The following is a 17,837-nucleotide window of genomic DNA, read 5'->3' as shown; positions in this document are numbered from 1 at the left end:
GAATGACTAAAGTCCTCACTACTAATACCAATTTAATGTGAAGTTGCACATATCTCGATCCCCCTAAATCCCCCTTAAGAAGGGGGACTTTGATCGGAATCTTGTCCCCCCCTTATTAAGGGGGGCTAGGGGGGATCGGATTCTATGCAACCTCATAAAAAATTGGTATAACCTTGTGCAATTCTTACAAAACTCGCAACGTGCTCGCAATACTATCGACTGCTTCCATCGCGCGAATTTCATCGAGTGCTTGTTGGAAATTACCTTCCCGAACATCGTGAGTCACGACAACAATTTCTGCTAAATCGCCGTGAATTCCCGTCTGCACAATGGACTCCAAACTAACTTGGTGGTTGCCGAAACAAGTGCCAAGTTTGCCAATTACCCCCGGAGTATCCCGCGTCAGAAAACGCGCGTAAAAGCGAGTCACAAGTTCCTGCATTTCTGCTATTTTGCAGTAGTGTTGGTGAGTGCAACTCAGCAAAGGATGGGGAATCGGCACAGTTTCGGTTTTCAGGATAGCAGCCACATTCAAAATGTCGGATACTACCGCGCTGGCTGTGGGCCCAGCCCCCGCACCGCGCCCGTAGAGCATCAATTGCCCGATCGCATCTCCTTCAACTAAAATTGCATTGTAAACGCCGTTCACACTAGCCAGCGGATGAGCTTTCGGCACAAAAGTAGGATGCACCCGAATCGAGAGGAGTTCCCCTTCTGCATCCCCATTATGTTCGGAAATTTTGCTAGTTTCTTGAGCAATAGCCAGCAATTTGATCGTAAATCCCAGCTTGTCGGCGTAGTCAATATCAGCCGCGCTAACTTGCCTGATACCTTCGCAGTGAATATCTGCTAAATTGATGCGTCCGCCAAAAGCTAACGAAGCTAAAATAGCAATTTTATCAGCAGCATCCCATCCATCCACATCTGCTGTAGGGTCAGCTTCAGCATAACCTAATTGCTGAGCGTCCGCGAGGACTTCGGCAAAGTCTGCACCTTCTGTCTGCATCCGCGTCAGGATGTAATTAGTTGTGCCGTTAACGATGCCGGTGACACTTTTGATGCGGTTTGCACCTAAAGATTGTTTGAGGGTTTGAATGACCGGAATGCCGCCGCCCACCGCAGCTTCTAGCATTACATAAACGCCTTTTGCATTAGCAGCGTCGAAGATTTCATTACCGTAGCGGGCGATAACTGCTTTGTTGGCGGTGACTACGTGCTTCCCGTTGTCGATCGCTTTCAGAATGAGCGATCGCGCCGGTTCCAATCCGCCAATCAGTTCTACTACAATATCAATTTCCGGGTCAGTCGCGATCGCCTCTAGGTCAGTTGTCAGCACATTTTCTGGCAATTGTAAAGACCGAGTTCGAGAAATATCGCGCACTCCCACCCGATAGATTTCCAATTCCTGCAACAGCGGATGGCGCCCATCTGGGGAGAGCAAAATCTCTGCTGTTCCCGCGCCAACCGTACCCAAACCTAGCAAACCAATTTTGAAAGCCACGACTTTGACCCGTAGAAAATCACTTAATCTACAATCATTGTATGATAACCAGGCATTCATAGAATACCCACAGGCTCGACTTCTTTAAAAAATCAGACTCTATATCAGATCGCGTCCAATCAATCATTCCTAATAAAAACGGTTCGTAGTGAGGAATTTAGTCCTTTAATTATGAGGACTAAAGTCCTCACTACGAACCAATATGATTGTGATTGCTATCTTCAGAAAAGAGCTGACCAATTAATCCAGACGTTACATCAGACTTTGCATTGCAATTTAAAGTGCTGTATCCAGGTCTACCTCCAATTCTCGAAGCCACTGTTTCAATCTTTCTACGTGCTGCCTTTCTGCATTAACTTGCTGTTCTAGTTGCTGATTTTGCTGTTCGAGTTGCTGTAGATGTGCTTCTTCTGCTCGAATTAAATCTTCTACTATAGCAATCTTTGCAGGAGTCGTAATTTTTTTACCCCACCCCAACCCTCAGAGCGAGTTCGGGGAGGGAGTAAGAAATTTACAAATGATTTAGGATTGCTATAGACCAATACGGTTTACTTAAGATGCTACTTCGAGAGGAACGAAGCAATCTCCGTATCTATTTTTCATAGGTTTTACCCCCAGGGCGGTCTTAAGTAAACGGTATTGTGCTATGGACGAGATGGAATTAGTAGAAGAATTCAACTTTCATAGTAGGAATAAGAACCCAAGAACTTCTGAACCCAGGACAAGTCATGAAAGCAATGATTTTGAATAAATTAGGATTTTTAAGTGCACCATTATACATATTCGATAAATTTTTAGTAGGAAAAGCAACATCACATCTAATCGGAAAGAGAATATTGCCCGAACATCTAAGGAATGAAAATTTAATAACCTAGGCGACTATCCCCCCTTCGTCCTTACTGGAACAAAAATCGGGAAGCAAAGTTGCTTAAGTTATTCAGTTTTCATGCCCCAAACAGCGACGCACCAGACAATTCATAACGGGGATGAATAACCAGAATTTGGTATGAAACGATAGTTAAGCAAACAAGACAAACAGTTGTTTTGTTTACGAGTCTGCTCGCTATGGCTGGTGCGTCGCTGTCAGATTTTGGGTTTGTATTGAGGGATTTTTCTTTCTTCGACGCACCCTACGGCTATCTTCTACCTTCTACCTTCTACCTTCTACCTTCTACCTTCCATCCGTTACACAATCCGTTGCCGAACTTCCTTCATTAAAAAACCCGACACTGACAACATATTTAAACTTGTCAGTATCGGGTACAAAATCAACAAATTACCAACAAAAATTTAGGACTTTTTGCCAAAAACTTGTTCTTTCAAAGCTTGAATTTCTTGACCTAATTGTTGGCGGTTGGAAGAGCGGAGCAAATAGCGGTAGATAAACCAGGCGCTGTATCCGATACCAATTAGCTCGAATGTGGGTGCTAGCAGGGGGATGTCGTTGAGTTCGTCTACAATGCCCAAAAGCACTTTCAAAGAAACAATCGAGGCTAATATGACACCGACAACTGTCAAGGGACTTTTGTACTGCTCGTAAAAGCTGCCGATGTAAGCAGGAAACTCCGACAAAATTGAAATAATTTGTTCTTTGATCTGCTGTGTCTGATTTGGTTCTTCGGTAATGATGACTTTTGTGCTACCGCTCGAACTGTCTGCTTCATTTTCAGCAGGAATTTCGGTGATGATAACGGTTGTTTCTGGTTCGTTTGATGAAGTCATTTCTCCACTCGCAATAGTTTTTTGCTGATTGGCGGCAGGTATTTCAACTGCTGCTGCGGCTGTTTCAACTGCCGAAATATCGACTGCTGAAACCTCCGTTCCGACTGTTGAAACAGCCGGTGTTTCGACTGCTGTAACTTCCGCTGCTGGTTCAAGAGTCGGCGTTTCGACTGCTGTAACTTCCGCTGCTGGTTCAAGAGTCGGCGTTTCGACTGCTGTAACTTCCGCTGCTGGTTCCAGAGTCGGTGTTTCGACTGCTGTAACCTCTGCTGCTGGTTCTACCAAAGGCGTTTCGACTGTTTCAAGAGTCGGTGTTTCGACTGCTGTAACCTCTGCTGCTGATAGCTCAACCACCTGTGTTTCGACTGTTGAAACCTCGACTGCTGGCTGTTCCCGCTCGGAAATTTCGGCGGGAGTTTCGGCTTTGGGTTGTTCTAGGCTAGGAGTTTCGGCCGCAACACCAACTGCCGGCAAATTCAAGTTGCTAATGGCATCAAGCAAGCGGGTTTTAGCCGTCCCCCGCTGGTGAAGGATTACCCAAGATTCTATCAGGTCGGGGCCGTGCATTGCACCTGTCAGAGCGGCTCTGAGCGATCGCATAATCAGCCCTTTGTTAAGATTTTTCTCTTTACTGAGCTTTTTAGTGATTTTCTGAGCTTCTGCTGCTATTAGGGTGGGATGACTTTCCAGAGCTTCTTGAACTGCTTGTAAAGCCTGTGCAGCGCCTGATTGCTGCAACTGTGCGAGTGCTTCTTCTTCGTATTCCAAAGTTGGCAAGAAGAACAACTTGCACATACCGACAGCATCGGTTAAGCGAACGAGACTCGGGCCGATTAAAGCAGCTATTTGTTCGAGCCAAGGGCGATCGGCCTTAGAATCAAACTCATAACCGGCTTTCTGCCAATAAGGTATCAGCAAATCTGTCAATTGCGGCACAGGCATCTTGTGCAGGTATTGACCGTTAAGCCAATTGAGTTTATCCCAATCAAATTTTGCACCGGCTTTGTTGACTCGATCGAATGTAAAGACTGCCGCAGCTTCGGACAATGTAAATATTTCTTGCGTAGAATCCGGCGCAGTCCAACCCAGCAAAGTCATGTAATTGACTAAAGCTTCGGGGATATAACCCATATCTTTGAAGTCAGAAATCGAGGTAACGCCGTCGCGTTTAGAAAGTTTTTGCCCTTGCGCGTTTAAAATCAGCGGTGTGTGGGCAAATTCTGGGATTGTCGCGCCCAAAGCTTCGTAAAGCAATATTTGTTTCGGAGTATTGCCGATGTGATCTTCGCCGCGGATGACGTGGGTGATGGCCATGTCGATGTCGTCGGCGACTACGGCGAGGTTGTAGAGGGGCTGGCCGATGAGGCCGCCGCTGGATGCGCGGGCGATTACCATATCGCCGCCGAGGTCGCTACCTTTCCAGGTTACGGTGTCGCGCACCATGTCGTTCCACGCGATCGTGCGATCGTCCTCAATGATAAACCGAATCACAGCTTGCCGCCCTTCTGCTTCAAAAGCTGCGCGCTGTTCCTCCGTCAGGTGGCGGTGGCGGTTGTCGTAGCGGGGGGCCTGTTTGTTGGCTTTTTGTGCTTCCCGCATCTCGTCAAGTTCTGCTGACGTGGTGTAGCAGCGGTAAGCGAGTCCTTTGTCGAGAAGGGTTTGGACTGTTTGGCGGTAGATTTCCAGACGCTGGGACTGAAAACTCGGGCCTTCGTCCCAGTTCATACCCAGCCAGGTGAGTCCTTCGAGGATGTTGTCGGTGTATTCGCTTTTAGAACGTTCTACGTCTGTGTCTTCTACCCGCAGGATGAATGTTCCGCCTTGGTTGCGGGCAAACAGCCAGTTAAATACGGCGGTTCTGGCGGTACCGATGTGGAGGTTTCCGGTGGGACTGGGGGCTAGACGGACTCTGACGTTCATTTATCTTTTTGCTTTTAGATTGGGGGCAATTTACTGGTTGGGGGATTTGCTGTGGCTGTGACTACAAATTTTATTATATTTTGTTGCCGCCTTAAAAATTGTGTTTGCCAGTTGGTTTGCCTGGAATTGCTCGATAAATAGGCTAATTAGCGATCGGGCGAAAGTCTCGGGCTTTTTGAGCAGACGGCATCTTGACGATATTAGCATTGTCGGCGCCCAAGACTGGATTGACCTTTGGGCCTATTTTTTAAAGCAGGAATAACTGCGGCAGGGATGCGGTCGGCGCGATCGATAATTATTAATTCTTTTGACACTCCCCACCGATGAATCGGGGGGATTCTTCTCTCAAAGGCACTTAGGAATGAAAATTTAATAACTTACACGCTCGATGATTGTTGTGGGATGGGCGTCCCGCCCGTCCTTTCTGCACGGGCTCTCCCGCCCATCCCACAAATTTGCTTAAGTTATTTAATTTCTATTCCTTATCTAGCCCGATATTCCTATGGACTCCCGACAGTACGCCTCCCGAAGCAATTTGACTCACGGGCTGTCCAACCGCAAGGATACCTCGATTTCTAATCACCTGTGCTGCTGCTACATCTCTGTGGGTCGTATACCCACATTCAGGGCAAGAATGAACCCTGACATCTAGGCTTTTCTTACCAGTCAAGGTTCCACAATTAGGGCAGGTTTGACTGGTATAGTTCTTGTCTACTTGGGCAAAATACACCCCACGCTTCCAGCACACATGAGACAGGATGGAAAAAAATTGACCATAAGCTGCATCTAAAGTATGTTTACCAAACAACCCCTTAGCCCAAGCCTTAAAATTGATATTTTCAACAAATATCATGGACGCTTGGTCGCACAGCCGATGAGCTAATTTATAATGCCAATCCTTTCGAGTATCGCTAATTCTTTGATAAATTTGAGAAATTTTTCTTTGAAGCTTTAGCCAGTTATTAGACCCTTTTCTCTTATGCTTTAATCTTCGTTGCAGTAATTTCAACTCGCGGTGAAGTGCATTAAAGAATCTCGGTCGATTTACCAATTCTCCATCAGAGGTTGCCAAGTATTTATCTAGTCCGATATCCACACCTAGAGGATGTCCCGACGGGAGAATGTCCGGTATATTTACCGCTAACCGATAAGTCAGCATTACAAAATAACCAGAAGCCTTTTTAACTACTCTAATTTGCGCCAGGAGAAAACCCTCTGGTACAGGCCTAGACATCTTCAACCTGACCCAACCAATTTTTGGCAGATTAACCCGTCCATTCTCCACTGCTGCATCTTTGACAGCCGGAAACACAAACGAGCGCAGCCTTTTTTTAAAGCGTGGAAAACCATGTCCTCGATCCCACATTGCCACAAATGCCGATTCTAACACCTTTAATGTTTGCTGCAACACTTGCGAATGCGGAACCTTTAATTCGGAATAAATCTTCTTAGCTCTTGCTAGATTTTTACACTGACTAGCATAGGTAGGTCTAGGTGTGTCTGGTGAGATGATATATTCACCAACTATCGAACAAGCATTAACAGGAGACTTGCGAGAATTTACCCAATCCTTCCGTTCTCTCAAGGCATAGTTATATACCTGACGACAAACGTTTAACCAAGTCTCAAATATTTCGACTTGGTGTTTATTAGGTCGAAGTTTGTACTCGTGAGTTACTGTTAACATGAATCTATGATATCATTTTTTGATAAAATAAGCGTGCTAGTGTATAAATTTGACTGCGAGAAACAGCCTGGTAATCGTTTCTCTTGCGACTCAAGTCTGGGCCGCGTTCATCCCCATGCCTGAGCCTGAAGTCAGCGGCTTTCCGCTCGTCTTCAGGTAAAATGTTTGTGTGCGATCGCCATTAAAATAAATTTCCCTATGTCTACTGCTAAAACTGAATTTCCCGAATCTGTTGAAATTAAGCCATCTTGGCAGATTGAGCTTTTGTACGACGGTGAATGTCCGCTGTGCGTGCGGGAGGTCAATTTCTTGAAAAAGCGGGACGCGGGCCGAGGTTTGGTGTCGTTTGTGGATATTGCGGAGGATGACTACAACCCCCAAGCCCACGGCGGAATCGACTACGAAACGGCGATGGGCCGGATTCACGCGGTGTTACCCGACGGTACGGCAATTAAAAATGTTGAGGTATTTCGGCGGATCTACGAGATTTTGGGGATTGGTTGGGTCTATGCTGTGACTAAGTTGCCGATTGTTGGGGCGATCGCGAATTGGCTGTACGGAATTTGGGCTGATTGGCGGCTGCCTTTGACGGGAAGACCGGACTTAGCAAGTATTATGAGCGATCGAACTGCGCGGATCGAGTGCGAAATTGAAGGTCGCTGTCGGGCAAAGTTGGAATAGAGTTAAATTGAGTAAGTGCGATCGACCGATTTGCAGATTTCAACAGAAACAAACTGCAACTAAGATTAAAGATTGATTGCTACTAAAAGCAGGGGGAAAAATGGAAGACGCAGGATATACAGTCTTCATGGGCTTCGGTGGTCTTTGGGTACTCATGGGAATTGTCGCTGTGACTTTCCTGTTCAAATCGGACGGTCAAAAACTTAAGTTTGGTAAATGGGGACTGCTAGTGGCTATTCCGATCCTAGTGCCGATCGCCCTGGTTTTGACATATCAGATATTCCGACCCTTTATTATCCCACACCTTTGAGTCGATCGTCCGTGGGAGAAAGGAATTAGTTAAATTAAGTTAAGTATTATTCATTTTCGGGCGATCGCAACTGCTCCCTCACCCATACTCGCAAAGCGTCAATTATAGTCATATCATCCTCCGTCTCGGCCATCTGCAAAAATTGAGTGATTATTTCTGAAGAAACAATCGGAAAAGTGGCACTACATTCACAGATTACATATTCTCCGTTCTGAAATTGAAAAAATTGTACAGTCTCTCCGAGATATCTCCAAATTTCAGGAACTCCCAGGTTTTTGTAAATACTAAAGCGATTAGTAGATGGACTGGTAAGATCGACTTCAATGATTAAATCTGGTGGCGGGTCAATTGATAAGTTAATTTTTCTGCCACGAATGCGATCGACATTTTGGATATAAAAACAGGAATCTGGTTCGGCACCTTGTTTTAAATCTTCACGATTGAGAGTTGTCGAACCAAATCCCTTACGTTTCAACTTTAATTCATCGCTTAAAGTAGTCACAAACTGTTTTAGCAAACAATTAACAGTTTCATGCAAATCTGATGGCATGATAATTTCTAATACTTCTTGAAAATATGAAAACCGCGAAGACCTGTTGTCTCCAGCTTCTGCTAACAAGCTTTGGTAAGTCTGCCAACTGATACTAGATAGTACCACCCGTTGTGTGGTTTTTTCTGGAGAGGGATGAATGAGCGTCGCAGTCATGTTTGCCTCCTGCTTAATCCAGAAAAAAGTTTATTACAACCCTAAACTTTCGAGAGAACGGGACAGACGGGGCTCGAACCCGCAACTTCCGCCGTGACAGGGCGGTGCTCTAACCAATTGAACTACTGTCCCTCGTTTTGCCTTTGTTTCAGGCACAACTTCTATTATGCAGATAACTGCACCGTTTGTCAAGAGGTTTTTTGAACTTTTATTTGGAAGCCCAAAATTTGAGTCTCTTGCAGGGGACTGAAGTTGTTGTCGCTTACCAAAATCAGGCCTCTGGTACCATCGGCTAAATCGGGGCCAAATGTCAAGCCCTCAATGTTGTCTAGGGGAATTTTCAGAGTTTCCAAATCCAGCAGCAGCCGTTTTTGGGCGGGGGAAACCTCGCTGATACGGGTTTTGAGGCTTGGGAGTGCTTCAATGCGATCGGCTTTTTCCAAAGAAATCTCAAAAATTCTGATCGTCGTGCCGGTTTCCAGGGAGAAAGCGCGCTCTAAACTCAGCAAGCGCTTGTCGTCGATCGCCAATAAATCCACTAAACCGTTGCTAGTTAATTTTCCCACAGGATTGGCACCAGGGGGTAGCGGTTCCGTGATGTAGGCAAAGGAGGCATCTGGATTGCCACTCGCAGCATCGTACCGCAAAATCCGGCACGGGCTGCCTTTTTCTAGGGAAGTTACGGCGCCATCTTGAACTGTAGCGTTTTCGGTGGCGGTGAATAAGTATTTGCGATCGGCAGTTAGAGTCAAGTTTTCAAAGGCGAGATTGTTGCGGATGCCTTTAGTACCTTTGGCATCGGGCAAAAATAGGTCAGGAATTGGTAGCGTTTTGAGCAGTTTACCATCCAGGGAGAATTCTTTGATGAAAGGAGCGATTTGGCGATCGACATCTCCCTCAGAAGAAACAAACACGCTTTTGCCAGTAAAAGTTATCCCTTCGGGATCTAAACTGAATTCGGGAAAACTTTTACCGTTTTCATCTAATAAAGTCGTCACACCAGTAAATTCAATATTGTCTTTCTCCAGCTTACCAGATGCCAAGTTAATTTTCAGAGAATAGAAGCGCGCCGGAGCCTTGCTGCTGCGGTCATCAGAAATAGCATAATAAACTTGTTTCTCCGCATCATAGGTAATTCCCGAAAGTCCGCCAATTTCTGTCCCCCCAAAGGGAGAACCTGTTGGAAATATTGCCCTACCGATAAAATCTATTTTGGTAACAGCGAAAGATTGGGCCGAAAGATTGACAAAAATAGCAACAGTTGCTGCCATCAAAAAACAGGCAATAAATATAAGTATTTTCCCTAAATTGTGCATCTTACTATCTTCTTATCTTTCTTGCTTCGCGGCCTTTGCGTCTTCGCGGTTCGTTCAATCAGAAAATTACTGTTTCTGACTCAACAAAAAATTAGTCAACCAATCTTTAACGATGTAAGTAGCGCGACAGTCGTCCTCATTGTAGCGGACGATCGCCTCCAAGAGATCGCGATCGCCCGTTTTGAGCCAATCATCGTACCAACAGACACACTGAGCACCGTTAGCCTTAGCATCGCGCCAGTCAAAACCCAACCAGCGCGCAATGGGTTTGAGTGCGTAACTTTCCACCGGCATAATCGCTTGCTGCGTCACTTGCTTGTGAATATCCACAAACCTTTTCAGCACAGGCTTCCACAAGTAAGCTGGAGTGTTGTAAAGTTTAGCCAGTCGCTTAAAAGTCTTGACTTCGTAGTCACAAAAGTGGAAAATCGGAGCAATGGGATAAGCCCACATTAGTTCTAAAAATTGCTCCCAGATTGCACCTTCCTCAGCCGGTGATTCTGCAAGGAAGCCGTGGAATTTTTCAGTGTTGTTGTACCTGTCAACAACTAATACTCCGTGGAGATAATCTAAATTTAACTCCGGTTCGGCTTCGATGTCAAAGTAGAGTTCGATTGGGGCGATCGGCAAAAAGACAGATTGTGAATAAGGAATTGGTTTTTTGCGGAGAATCGGCGCAGGTATAGAAGGTGCAGCAGATTTATTTTCTGTAATCTTTACGGACTCAATTTTAGCTATTACTAAACTATTCCCTGCAACTTCTGGTATTCTGATAAACTGATTAACCGCTGTCGTTGCCGAACCTCTATCTTTAACATCCGTTAAATTCGTTACATAATCCGCTGCCGAACTTCCTTCTTTGACATCCGTTAAATCCGTTACAAAATCCGTTGCCGAACTTCCTGCTTCTCGCACAAACGGTTGATTTAACAAAGTCGATCGCGCTTGTTGCACCACATCGACAGCCACTCCCGCCACAAACTCAGGATAACTCGCTAATAAATCGGAATTAGCATTAGCCAAAGATGCTAAATCAGTCAATCCTAGAACTTTTAATATAGCATATCGCTTAGCCGTAACTCCCGGCAATAGCGAAAGATGTTTAATCGATTCGGCTTCCTCGTGACAAGCCGTATACCAACCGCAAAGAGTACACTTTTGCCGAGAAATGAAAACCTCCGGTTTCTGCCGATTTTCTAACATCTCAATGCACTCATCCAAAATCTGGAACATTTGAGGCATTCGCTGGTAGAGATTCACCGCCCAAAGCCCTTTTGTCCGCAGCATCAGCCACGCAGTTTCGGGCATTGTTCCCTGCATGGAAGCTAAGACTTTCGCATGAAAAGCAGCAATAATTTGATAGTCTAGTTTTGGTTTTTTACTTAACCACATATCGGCTGTCGCATAACTCCAATTACCAAAATTGGAATCTCCAGGCTGTTTGATTAATAAGTGCGGGCGACTGACGAGAGTGATTTCGGAAGAGTGCAGGATTGAGGAGGAAAGATGCACTGAAGTTTCGGGAATCTCGCCAATGTCTGGCAAATATTGACCGTCAATCCCTGATATAGAAGCTGTTTCACCATTGGTTTTACCTAATTCATCTTGGCAAAGGACTCCTCGATAAATGCGATCGACTCCTTGCTGCATTAAACTCAAAGTAGCCGCCGCACCAGCCGCCCAATCCCCTCTAGGATAATATGGTTGTTCGTAGGTTTCGGATTCTAAAGTTTGCTGCTGGTATGTCGAGCTATCTCGCATCAATTTTAGCAAAAAGTCACTTGGTGGATCTTGTTGTTTCCAATCTCCCAATATATCTAAAAATGCTCGGAGATTACATCGTTGATAGGAAAGTAGTAGTTTGTCAGTTATTAACATTTAGTGTTTACAGAAGGTTCGTCAACGGATTGTGTCACGGATGTCACGGATGTAAAAGATAGAAGGTTTGGCAATCGATTGATTATATAACGGATGTAACAGATGTCATGGATGTAAAAGATAGAAGTAAGAAGGCTTTTTGAGAGAAGTTTTTGACATTAATATTTATTCAATCTGTCATGCCGCACACACAGTCCATATATAGTATTTTGTAGAGGCAATCCCCGTAGTTGCGTATTCCTAGGGTTATTGTGTAAGTTCTATCAATATTAACGTTATCAATTAATTCCCCAGAAAAAATGACAAAGGACAAACACCGGCAACAATTTCCAGCTTTGGCCAATAAAGCTTATTTTAACTACGGCGGACAAGGGCCGTTGCCTGAGACTGCTTTAGAGGCGATTTATGAGGCCTATAAGCGGGTGCAGCTTGGGGGGCCGTTTTCGGGGGAAATCGGTGCTTGGGTGGCTCAGGAGGCGATGCTGACGCGACGTGCGATCGCAAACGAGTTAGCTGTCCCTCCCGAAACGATCGCCCTGACTGAAGATGTCACCGTCGGCTGCAATATTGCTCTGTGGGGCATTGATTGGCATCCTGGCGACCATTTATTGCTTTCTGACGGAGAACACCCTGGCATTGTAGCTAGTGTAATGGAATTGCAGCGCCGTTTCAACCTTGAGGTTTCGATTTGTCCGCTAGTGGCTACTTTGAATCAGGGCGATGCGGTGGCGGTAATTGCTAATTATTTGCAGCCGAATACTCGTTTGTTGGTAATCAGTCACATCTTGTGGAATACTGGCCAAGTTTTGCCTCTGACTGAGATTGTGAAAGTGTGCCATGAAGGCTATGAACCCCCCCTAACCCCCCCTTGCCAAGGGGGGGGACAAGAGGAATTTGCACTAATTTCATCGGGGGGACAAGAGGAATTGCTGGCTACAAAGAAGAAAGTCAGAGTATTAGTTGATGCGGCTCAATCTGTGGGAGTTTTGCCTTTGAATTTGATTGAGTCGGGAGTTGATTTTTATGCTTTCACGGGTCATAAATGGTGGTGTGGCCCGGAAGGTTTGGGTGGACTTTATGTGAGTGCAGAAGCTTTGGCAGATTTGCAGCCGGTGTTTATCGGTTGGCGGGGAATTGTGACGGATGCTAATGCTAAACCGATTGGCTTAAAACCGGGAGCTCAACGTTACGAAATTGCGACTTCGGCTTATCCTTTGTATGCGGGTTTGCGAAGTGCGATCGCCCTGCAACATGAATGGGGTACAATCGAGGAAAGGTATGCAGAAATCTGCCGTTTGAGCAAGTATCTCTGGGAACGTTTGTCGGAAATTAGCCATGTAGAATGTTTGCGGACTTCGGCACCGGAAGCGGGTTTGGTTTCGTTTCGATTGACTAACGGGATGCCGCATAAAAAGCTTGTCGATTTGTTGGAGAAGCAGGGAATTATGGTGCGGACAATTCTGAATCCTGATTGCGTGCGGGCTTGCGTTCACTATTTCACCACTGAGGCAGAGATTGATAAGTTGGTTGGGGAAATAGCCATTCAATTAGTATAGTCGAAGTGGGTTTATCTATAGTCCTGGACGCACGGGTAATCAGAAACCGGGTTTTTGCGAGAATACTCGGTTACAGTCGCAGAAACTGTGAAAAACCCGGTTTCTTTGGTCGGACTGCGTAAGTCCTGTCCTATTATTTTAAGCTAAAATTAATTACCCGTTGTTTTTTCGTTGGGTTTACGTTAGGATATAGTAAGGAGGTTAAACTATGCAGATTAAAAATAAAAAATTTAGGTTGCGAAGCGGTGCAAACTGGACATCCTTTGAGAAGTTTCGTTTGCAGGGCGCAGAAGCACTTAGTTCGATCGCCAATGGTGTCATTGCTACCCTCCAAACCAAAACAGGACAGTACCGGATTATTGAGGAAAATGACTTTCAAGCAATGTATGGACTAGCCCGTGATGTCGATCGCATGAGAGGAGGATTGCGTATCGTCATCTTGGCTGTGCGCGCAGCACAAAAACACCCCGATCCAGAGAATCTGAATCTACTTGCTGAAGCAGTTGCTATGCTGGGAGATTTGCCTGAGCTTCCTACCCGCAATAGCTTCGAGCGATTAGTTCCAGAGAATTTCGGCTTGGATGAGGATGATGAAGTGATGCTCGATCAAAAATGAAATTGATCGTCCTTTGCAATCTGAGAATGCGATCGATTTTGATGGAAGATTTTAGAGGGTGTGAGGGAAAGTGAGCGATTTTTCCGATGAGGAGATTTATCGAGAGATTGGTGCGATCGTCAGCCAGTACGATATCCTTAAATGTGACCTGTGTGCCCAAGCCGTGTTAAAATGGCTAGCAGAAAATGGAATTGCGGGTAAGTTACTCAAGCTCAAAACTAAGTATAGAGAAGAATTTATCTTAAGTACACGCTTAGAAATATCGGAAGGTACAAATGAGTCTATTACAACGAATGGAACTCACTACGGAGTTGAACTACGCGGGCTAGTTTTTGATAATTTGTCAACTGAGGGACTGTCTAGAGAAGATTGGGTGAATGATTTTTCCTGTCGCAGAGGAGAGTTTATAGTTGAAGAATTAGACAGTTTATAAAAGTGTTTATTGAAAAAAAAAGGAGACTATTGAGATGAGCGGACTTTTTGAGATGTTGAATAAAATTCATAAAAAACCAGGAATGTATATCGGACGGGCTTCTGCAAGCGATCTTTTTATGTTTATAGTCGGTTATAGAACGGCTAGAGAAGAGTTGGGATTTGAACCCACAGAAAAGGAAATGCAATTTTATGGCGATTTTCAACCCTGGTTGCAAAAGCGATATGAAGTATCAACATCAGGTTCATGGGCAAGAATAATCGAGTTTTATACTAACAATGAAGAACGAGCATTTTATCGTTTTTATGAGTTGCTTGATGAGTTTTTGCAGCGAGATAACCATTCAGAAGTAGCGCAAGTTAAGGAAAAAGTCGGTAATGTCAAAACTGCATAGTCAATTGTCAAATTTTGGCGCTCAATGCCGGATCGAAGAAACCTGGTTTTTTTCCCAAGTTTCGCACTGTCACCATAATTCGAGCGTGTCACCAAACTTCATTACCCACAGCAACTCCACTATCAATCTCATTATGAATGTTTTCAGGTGCGATCGGCTCAACCAACTCCTCAAGCGAATATCGCCGACGAGCGATCGGCTTCGATAATTTGCTCGGCGGCAATAGATGCGTCTATTTCCTGAGAGTGAGCTGCATAAAAAGCGAAAACTTCGTTAACTTGAGCTTCATTGTAGGGAGCGATTTTACTCTCGTTTGAGGCTCGTCACTTAGCGGTTTACCCCAAATTATTGAGCGGCTACAAAATGTAGGGCTATTACTATTGGCAATGCCAATCGGAAGATCGTATGCTAGACTGGATACAAACTACTACCAAACTGTAAATTATGGAACCTGTATCATTGACAGCTACAGCGCTTGCAACCTTGGTCATAACGAAAGCTGCTGAAAAGACAGGTGAAAAGATTGGGGAGAAGGCACTTGAGCAGGGTGGCAAGTTAGTGCGACTACTCAAGGAGCGCTTTCCAGCCACAGCAACTTCCATAGAACTAGCCGAACAACAGCCCTTAGATGGTGGGCAAGTAGTTCTTATTCAACAACAAGTAGAAGACGCGGCAAACGCAGATCCAGAAATTGCTCAAGCAGTTCAAGCCGTAGCAGGCGCTGTTCAGTCTCAAGCGACTAGCATCTATAATTTTGCAAAATTAGCAGAAAAAATTGGGATGGTTGTACAAGGAGGCACTGTTAATAATCCTTCCTTCAATTTCTGACTGACGTTTCCAGAACCGCTCGCAGAAATATCGAAAGAAGAGATAGTAAACTATGCGGCTAATGCTATCAAATGGTCTACCAACTATTACGAGAGTATGTGGGGTGGGAAGTATATCTCACTGCAAGGTTTGGTAGATCCAGTCACTTCTTTAGATCCTAAAATTACAAATAAGCTCAGTAACGATTCCTCAGTCTCTGTATCCATTGAAAAGCCAGTTTTTGATTTCATTAATGAATACCAAAAACTTTTAATACTTGGTGAAGCTGGATCTGGAAAGACCACTGTACTTTTGGAGCTTCTACGTCGGGAGTGTGGTTTGATTTTGGACTATCAGGCATTTTCATCAATTCCTGTATATGTTCCTTTGTCTTTGTTGAGTCAAAAAAATGATATCTTAGAACTTCTGGATGCAAGTCTTTCACAAAATGGTTTGTCTGTACCAAATAGTATCCTCTGTAAAATGCTGTCAAATGGACATTTCACTGTACTTTTGGATGGCATAAACGAAATTCCTTTGTTTCTACGAGAATCTGGTGTTGAGCGTAATATTTTAACGTTTATCCATAAATACCCAAAAAATAAATATTATCTTACGAGCAGAATTCATGATTTCCGAACAAAAATAAAAAAAGAAATTAGTTCAATTACTATACAATGTCTGACGGCAAAAAAACAAATAGTTTTTGTTCAAAATTATCTAGATAAAAAAGATACTAATAGATTTTTTGAAATAACAGGATTTAATTTAAAATCAGATTTTCAAAGCACAAATTCACCTATTAATATACTGCGAAATCCTTTACTTCTTTGGATGACAATTCAAATATTTAAGCAAACAAAAGAAAGAACCTATCTATCAAAAGGAGGTATATTTAAGAAATTTGTCGATCATGTTTTCCAAGACAGAGAGGATTGTAGACCTAACAAATACTGCATACAACTCAAAATCCAGCTTTTGGCAAGTCTTGCATTTGAAATGCTCAAGGATGGGTATATAGTGACTGCAACTTACGATTTTGTAATGTTTATATTTGCTACCTATGCAAAATCGCATAATCAGAATACAGAAAATATAAAATATTCATCACAAGAAATATTGGAAGAAATCCTTTTACATGGATTTTTACGTCAAGTAACCAGTCAAAAAATTGAGTGGAATCATCAAGCATTTCAAGAATATTTTGCAGCCGTTAAACTCACGCAAATTTTTGACTCAGGAGGTAATATATCACCCCAAATTAGTAATAACGAATGGAAAGAAGTTATTATCATAGCAGCAGATATTGTTAAAGAACCAGAAAAATTCATCAAAAATATAATGTATGGTTGGCTTGGTATCACTGGAATATTTACTATGCCAGGTCAACGAGACGTATTAGCTCGTGCAGCAATGTTAGCCAGTGAAGAACGCTATTCTAAAGAATTTAGACAACAAGTAATAGAAAATAACCATCGGCTGAATAAAAACTTGCAACAACGATTTGTTGATTTATGTGAAACAGATTTATTCATAGGTAATCGGCTAATAATTCTGATTGGTAAATATCTAATTCAGCTAGATAAATTTGAAAACATAAAAGCTTTTGGCATCTGGTTAGTAGGAATATCGAAGAATACAGAAATGGCTTCAGAACTTCTGATACATTTACAGGATAGACGATGCAATATCCGATGGATCACAGCAAAGTCCTTAAAACTTTTGAAGAGTTGCGAAGCAGTTGATGCTCTAATTCATTGCTTGAGAGATACGGATGGGGATGTGAGATGGATTTGCATGCGTGCATTAGCAGATATTGGAGACAAGAGGGCAGTTATGCCTTTGGTTGCATTTCTTGATCATGAACATCCTGTAACAAGAGCTGCTGCGGTTTGGGCACTAAGTGATATAGGAGCATCTGAAGCACTAAGCGCTCTTGAAGAAGCCAAGCAAAAACCAGCTAATGCAGTGATGCTTTGGTGGGGACAAGCATTGGACGAAGCTATTGAAAGTGCAATAGTACATATAAAAACAAAGAATACCATCAATAGTTTTTCGTATTATTTATTGTTTAGCCTCTCCTATTTAGGTTGATACACTTCGATTTTATAGCTAGTGTGAACACTCTAAGGATTTTTTTAAAAGATATATCTACAGTTTAGCGACTAAGCATATGTCTGGCAAGCATAGAAAATCTGATAAAAAAGCCGATCGCCCTTTCCCTAAAAACACCAAAGTGGGTAAATTAATCTCGATTTACCCACTCCCACAAAAAAAGAAACCGGGTTTTTACCGAATCTGTCGTCTTCA

General features: G+C 43.7%; 17 protein-coding genes, 1 tRNA gene and 1 pseudogene. 9 read left to right on the top strand and 10 right to left on the bottom strand.

The window, feature by feature from the left end; all coding sequences use genetic code 11:
• Window positions 1–184 precede the first annotated feature (184 nt).
• Window positions 185–1,501: a homoserine dehydrogenase gene (locus tag JGK16_RS15970; RefSeq protein WP_293191318.1), complete on the bottom strand. Its 1,317-nt coding sequence runs from the start codon at window positions 1,499–1,501 to the stop codon at window positions 185–187.
• Between the two features lie 276 nt (window positions 1,502–1,777).
• Window positions 1,778–1,978, bottom strand: coding sequence for a hypothetical protein (locus JGK16_RS15965; RefSeq protein ID WP_293191316.1), 201 nt, complete (start codon window positions 1,976–1,978; stop codon window positions 1,778–1,780).
• 251 nt (window positions 1,979–2,229) lie between these two features.
• On the opposite strand from JGK16_RS15965, the gene JGK16_RS15960 reads away from it, so the two are divergent.
• Window positions 2,230–2,376, top strand: a complete 147-nt coding sequence (locus tag JGK16_RS15960) for a DUF4277 domain-containing protein (RefSeq protein ID WP_325314938.1) — start codon at window positions 2,230–2,232, stop codon at window positions 2,374–2,376.
• 415 nt (window positions 2,377–2,791) lie between these two features.
• On the opposite strand, the gene JGK16_RS15955 is transcribed toward JGK16_RS15960, so the two are convergent.
• The 3 genes and pseudogenes from JGK16_RS15955 to JGK16_RS15945 all read right to left on the bottom strand — a co-directional run bounded on the left by JGK16_RS15955 (window position 2,792) and on the right by JGK16_RS15945 (window position 6,830).
• On the bottom strand, window positions 2,792–3,223 hold the full coding sequence (locus tag JGK16_RS15955; protein ID WP_293182875.1) for a CAAD domain-containing protein: 432 nt from the start codon (window positions 3,221–3,223) through the stop codon (window positions 2,792–2,794).
• A 486-nt stretch (window positions 3,224–3,709) separates the two neighbouring features.
• Window positions 3,710–5,143, bottom strand: a pseudogene (gltX, locus tag JGK16_RS15950) (glutamate--tRNA ligase); the annotation flags it as partial.
• Between the two features lie 475 nt (window positions 5,144–5,618).
• Entirely contained in the window at window positions 5,619–6,830 is a 1,212-nt protein-coding gene (locus JGK16_RS15945; protein WP_293191314.1) for a transposase, read from the bottom strand.
• Window positions 6,831–7,028: 198 nt separating this feature from the next.
• On the opposite strand from JGK16_RS15945, the gene JGK16_RS15940 reads away from it, so the two are divergent.
• Together JGK16_RS15940 and JGK16_RS15935 are read left to right on the top strand one after the other, a co-directional pair.
• Window positions 7,029–7,511, top strand: a complete 483-nt coding sequence (locus JGK16_RS15940; protein WP_293179508.1) for a thiol-disulfide oxidoreductase DCC family protein — start codon at window positions 7,029–7,031, stop codon at window positions 7,509–7,511.
• Between the two features lie 100 nt (window positions 7,512–7,611).
• Window positions 7,612–7,821 carry a hypothetical protein gene (locus JGK16_RS15935; protein WP_293191312.1) on the top strand — a complete coding sequence of 70 codons (210 nt, stop codon included), beginning with the start codon at window positions 7,612–7,614 and terminating at the stop codon, window positions 7,819–7,821.
• A 46-nt stretch (window positions 7,822–7,867) separates the two neighbouring features.
• Here the strand turns inward: JGK16_RS15935 and JGK16_RS15930 are convergent, their stop codons facing one another.
• The 4 genes from JGK16_RS15930 to JGK16_RS15915 all read right to left on the bottom strand — a co-directional run bounded on the left by JGK16_RS15930 (window position 7,868) and on the right by JGK16_RS15915 (window position 11,721).
• Window positions 7,868–8,527 carry a Uma2 family endonuclease gene (locus JGK16_RS15930; RefSeq protein ID WP_293179502.1) on the bottom strand — a complete coding sequence of 220 codons (660 nt, stop codon included), beginning with the start codon at window positions 8,525–8,527 and terminating at the stop codon, window positions 7,868–7,870.
• Between the two features lie 58 nt (window positions 8,528–8,585).
• Window positions 8,586–8,659, bottom strand: a tRNA-Asp gene (locus tag JGK16_RS15925).
• 56 nt (window positions 8,660–8,715) lie between these two features.
• Window positions 8,716–9,798 (bottom strand): esterase-like activity of phytase family protein, encoded by a 1,083-nt coding sequence (locus tag JGK16_RS15920; protein WP_293203261.1) that lies wholly within the window; start codon window positions 9,796–9,798, stop codon window positions 8,716–8,718.
• 111 nt (window positions 9,799–9,909) lie between these two features.
• Window positions 9,910–11,721 (bottom strand): TM0106 family RecB-like putative nuclease, encoded by a 1,812-nt coding sequence (locus JGK16_RS15915; RefSeq protein WP_293191308.1) that lies wholly within the window; start codon window positions 11,719–11,721, stop codon window positions 9,910–9,912.
• Between the two features lie 299 nt (window positions 11,722–12,020).
• On the opposite strand from JGK16_RS15915, the gene JGK16_RS15910 reads away from it, so the two are divergent.
• The 4 genes from JGK16_RS15910 to JGK16_RS15895 all read left to right on the top strand — a co-directional run bounded on the left by JGK16_RS15910 (window position 12,021) and on the right by JGK16_RS15895 (window position 14,720).
• Window positions 12,021–13,277: an aminotransferase class V-fold PLP-dependent enzyme gene (locus JGK16_RS15910; RefSeq protein ID WP_293191306.1), complete on the top strand. Its 1,257-nt coding sequence runs from the start codon at window positions 12,021–12,023 to the stop codon at window positions 13,275–13,277.
• 208 nt (window positions 13,278–13,485) lie between these two features.
• Window positions 13,486–13,893, top strand: a complete 408-nt coding sequence (locus tag JGK16_RS15905; protein WP_293179374.1) for a hypothetical protein — start codon at window positions 13,486–13,488, stop codon at window positions 13,891–13,893.
• A 70-nt stretch (window positions 13,894–13,963) separates the two neighbouring features.
• Complete coding sequence (locus JGK16_RS15900; RefSeq protein WP_293179371.1) at window positions 13,964–14,326, top strand: papain fold toxin domain-containing protein; 363 nt, start codon at window positions 13,964–13,966, stop codon at window positions 14,324–14,326.
• Window positions 14,327–14,360: 34 nt separating this feature from the next.
• Window positions 14,361–14,720 carry a hypothetical protein gene (locus JGK16_RS15895; protein ID WP_293179368.1) on the top strand — a complete coding sequence of 120 codons (360 nt, stop codon included), beginning with the start codon at window positions 14,361–14,363 and terminating at the stop codon, window positions 14,718–14,720.
• 88 nt (window positions 14,721–14,808) lie between these two features.
• Here JGK16_RS15895 and JGK16_RS15890 read toward each other — a convergent pair whose 3' ends face one another.
• Window positions 14,809–14,943 (bottom strand): hypothetical protein, encoded by a 135-nt coding sequence (locus tag JGK16_RS15890; RefSeq protein ID WP_293191304.1) that lies wholly within the window; start codon window positions 14,941–14,943, stop codon window positions 14,809–14,811.
• A gap of 221 nt (window positions 14,944–15,164) precedes the next feature.
• On the opposite strand from JGK16_RS15890, the gene JGK16_RS15885 reads away from it, so the two are divergent.
• Together JGK16_RS15885 and JGK16_RS15880 are read left to right on the top strand one after the other, a co-directional pair.
• A complete protein-coding gene (locus tag JGK16_RS15885; protein ID WP_293179362.1) occupies window positions 15,165–15,548 on the top strand; it encodes a hypothetical protein in 384 nt (127 codons plus the stop codon).
• A gap of 129 nt (window positions 15,549–15,677) precedes the next feature.
• The gene (locus tag JGK16_RS15880) at window positions 15,678–17,621 is read left to right on the top strand and encodes a HEAT repeat domain-containing protein (RefSeq protein WP_293179359.1); all 1,944 of its coding nucleotides are present in this window, start codon (window positions 15,678–15,680) and stop codon (window positions 17,619–17,621) included.
• Window positions 17,622–17,837 lie beyond the last annotated feature (216 nt).

Source organism: Microcoleus sp. PH2017_09_SFU_O_A, assembly GCF_020738625.1.
Taxonomy (GTDB): domain Bacteria; phylum Cyanobacteriota; class Cyanobacteriia; order Cyanobacteriales; family Microcoleaceae; genus Microcoleus.
Note: the sequence above shows the minus strand (reverse complement) of the source record. Positions and strands in the feature narration are given on the sequence as shown.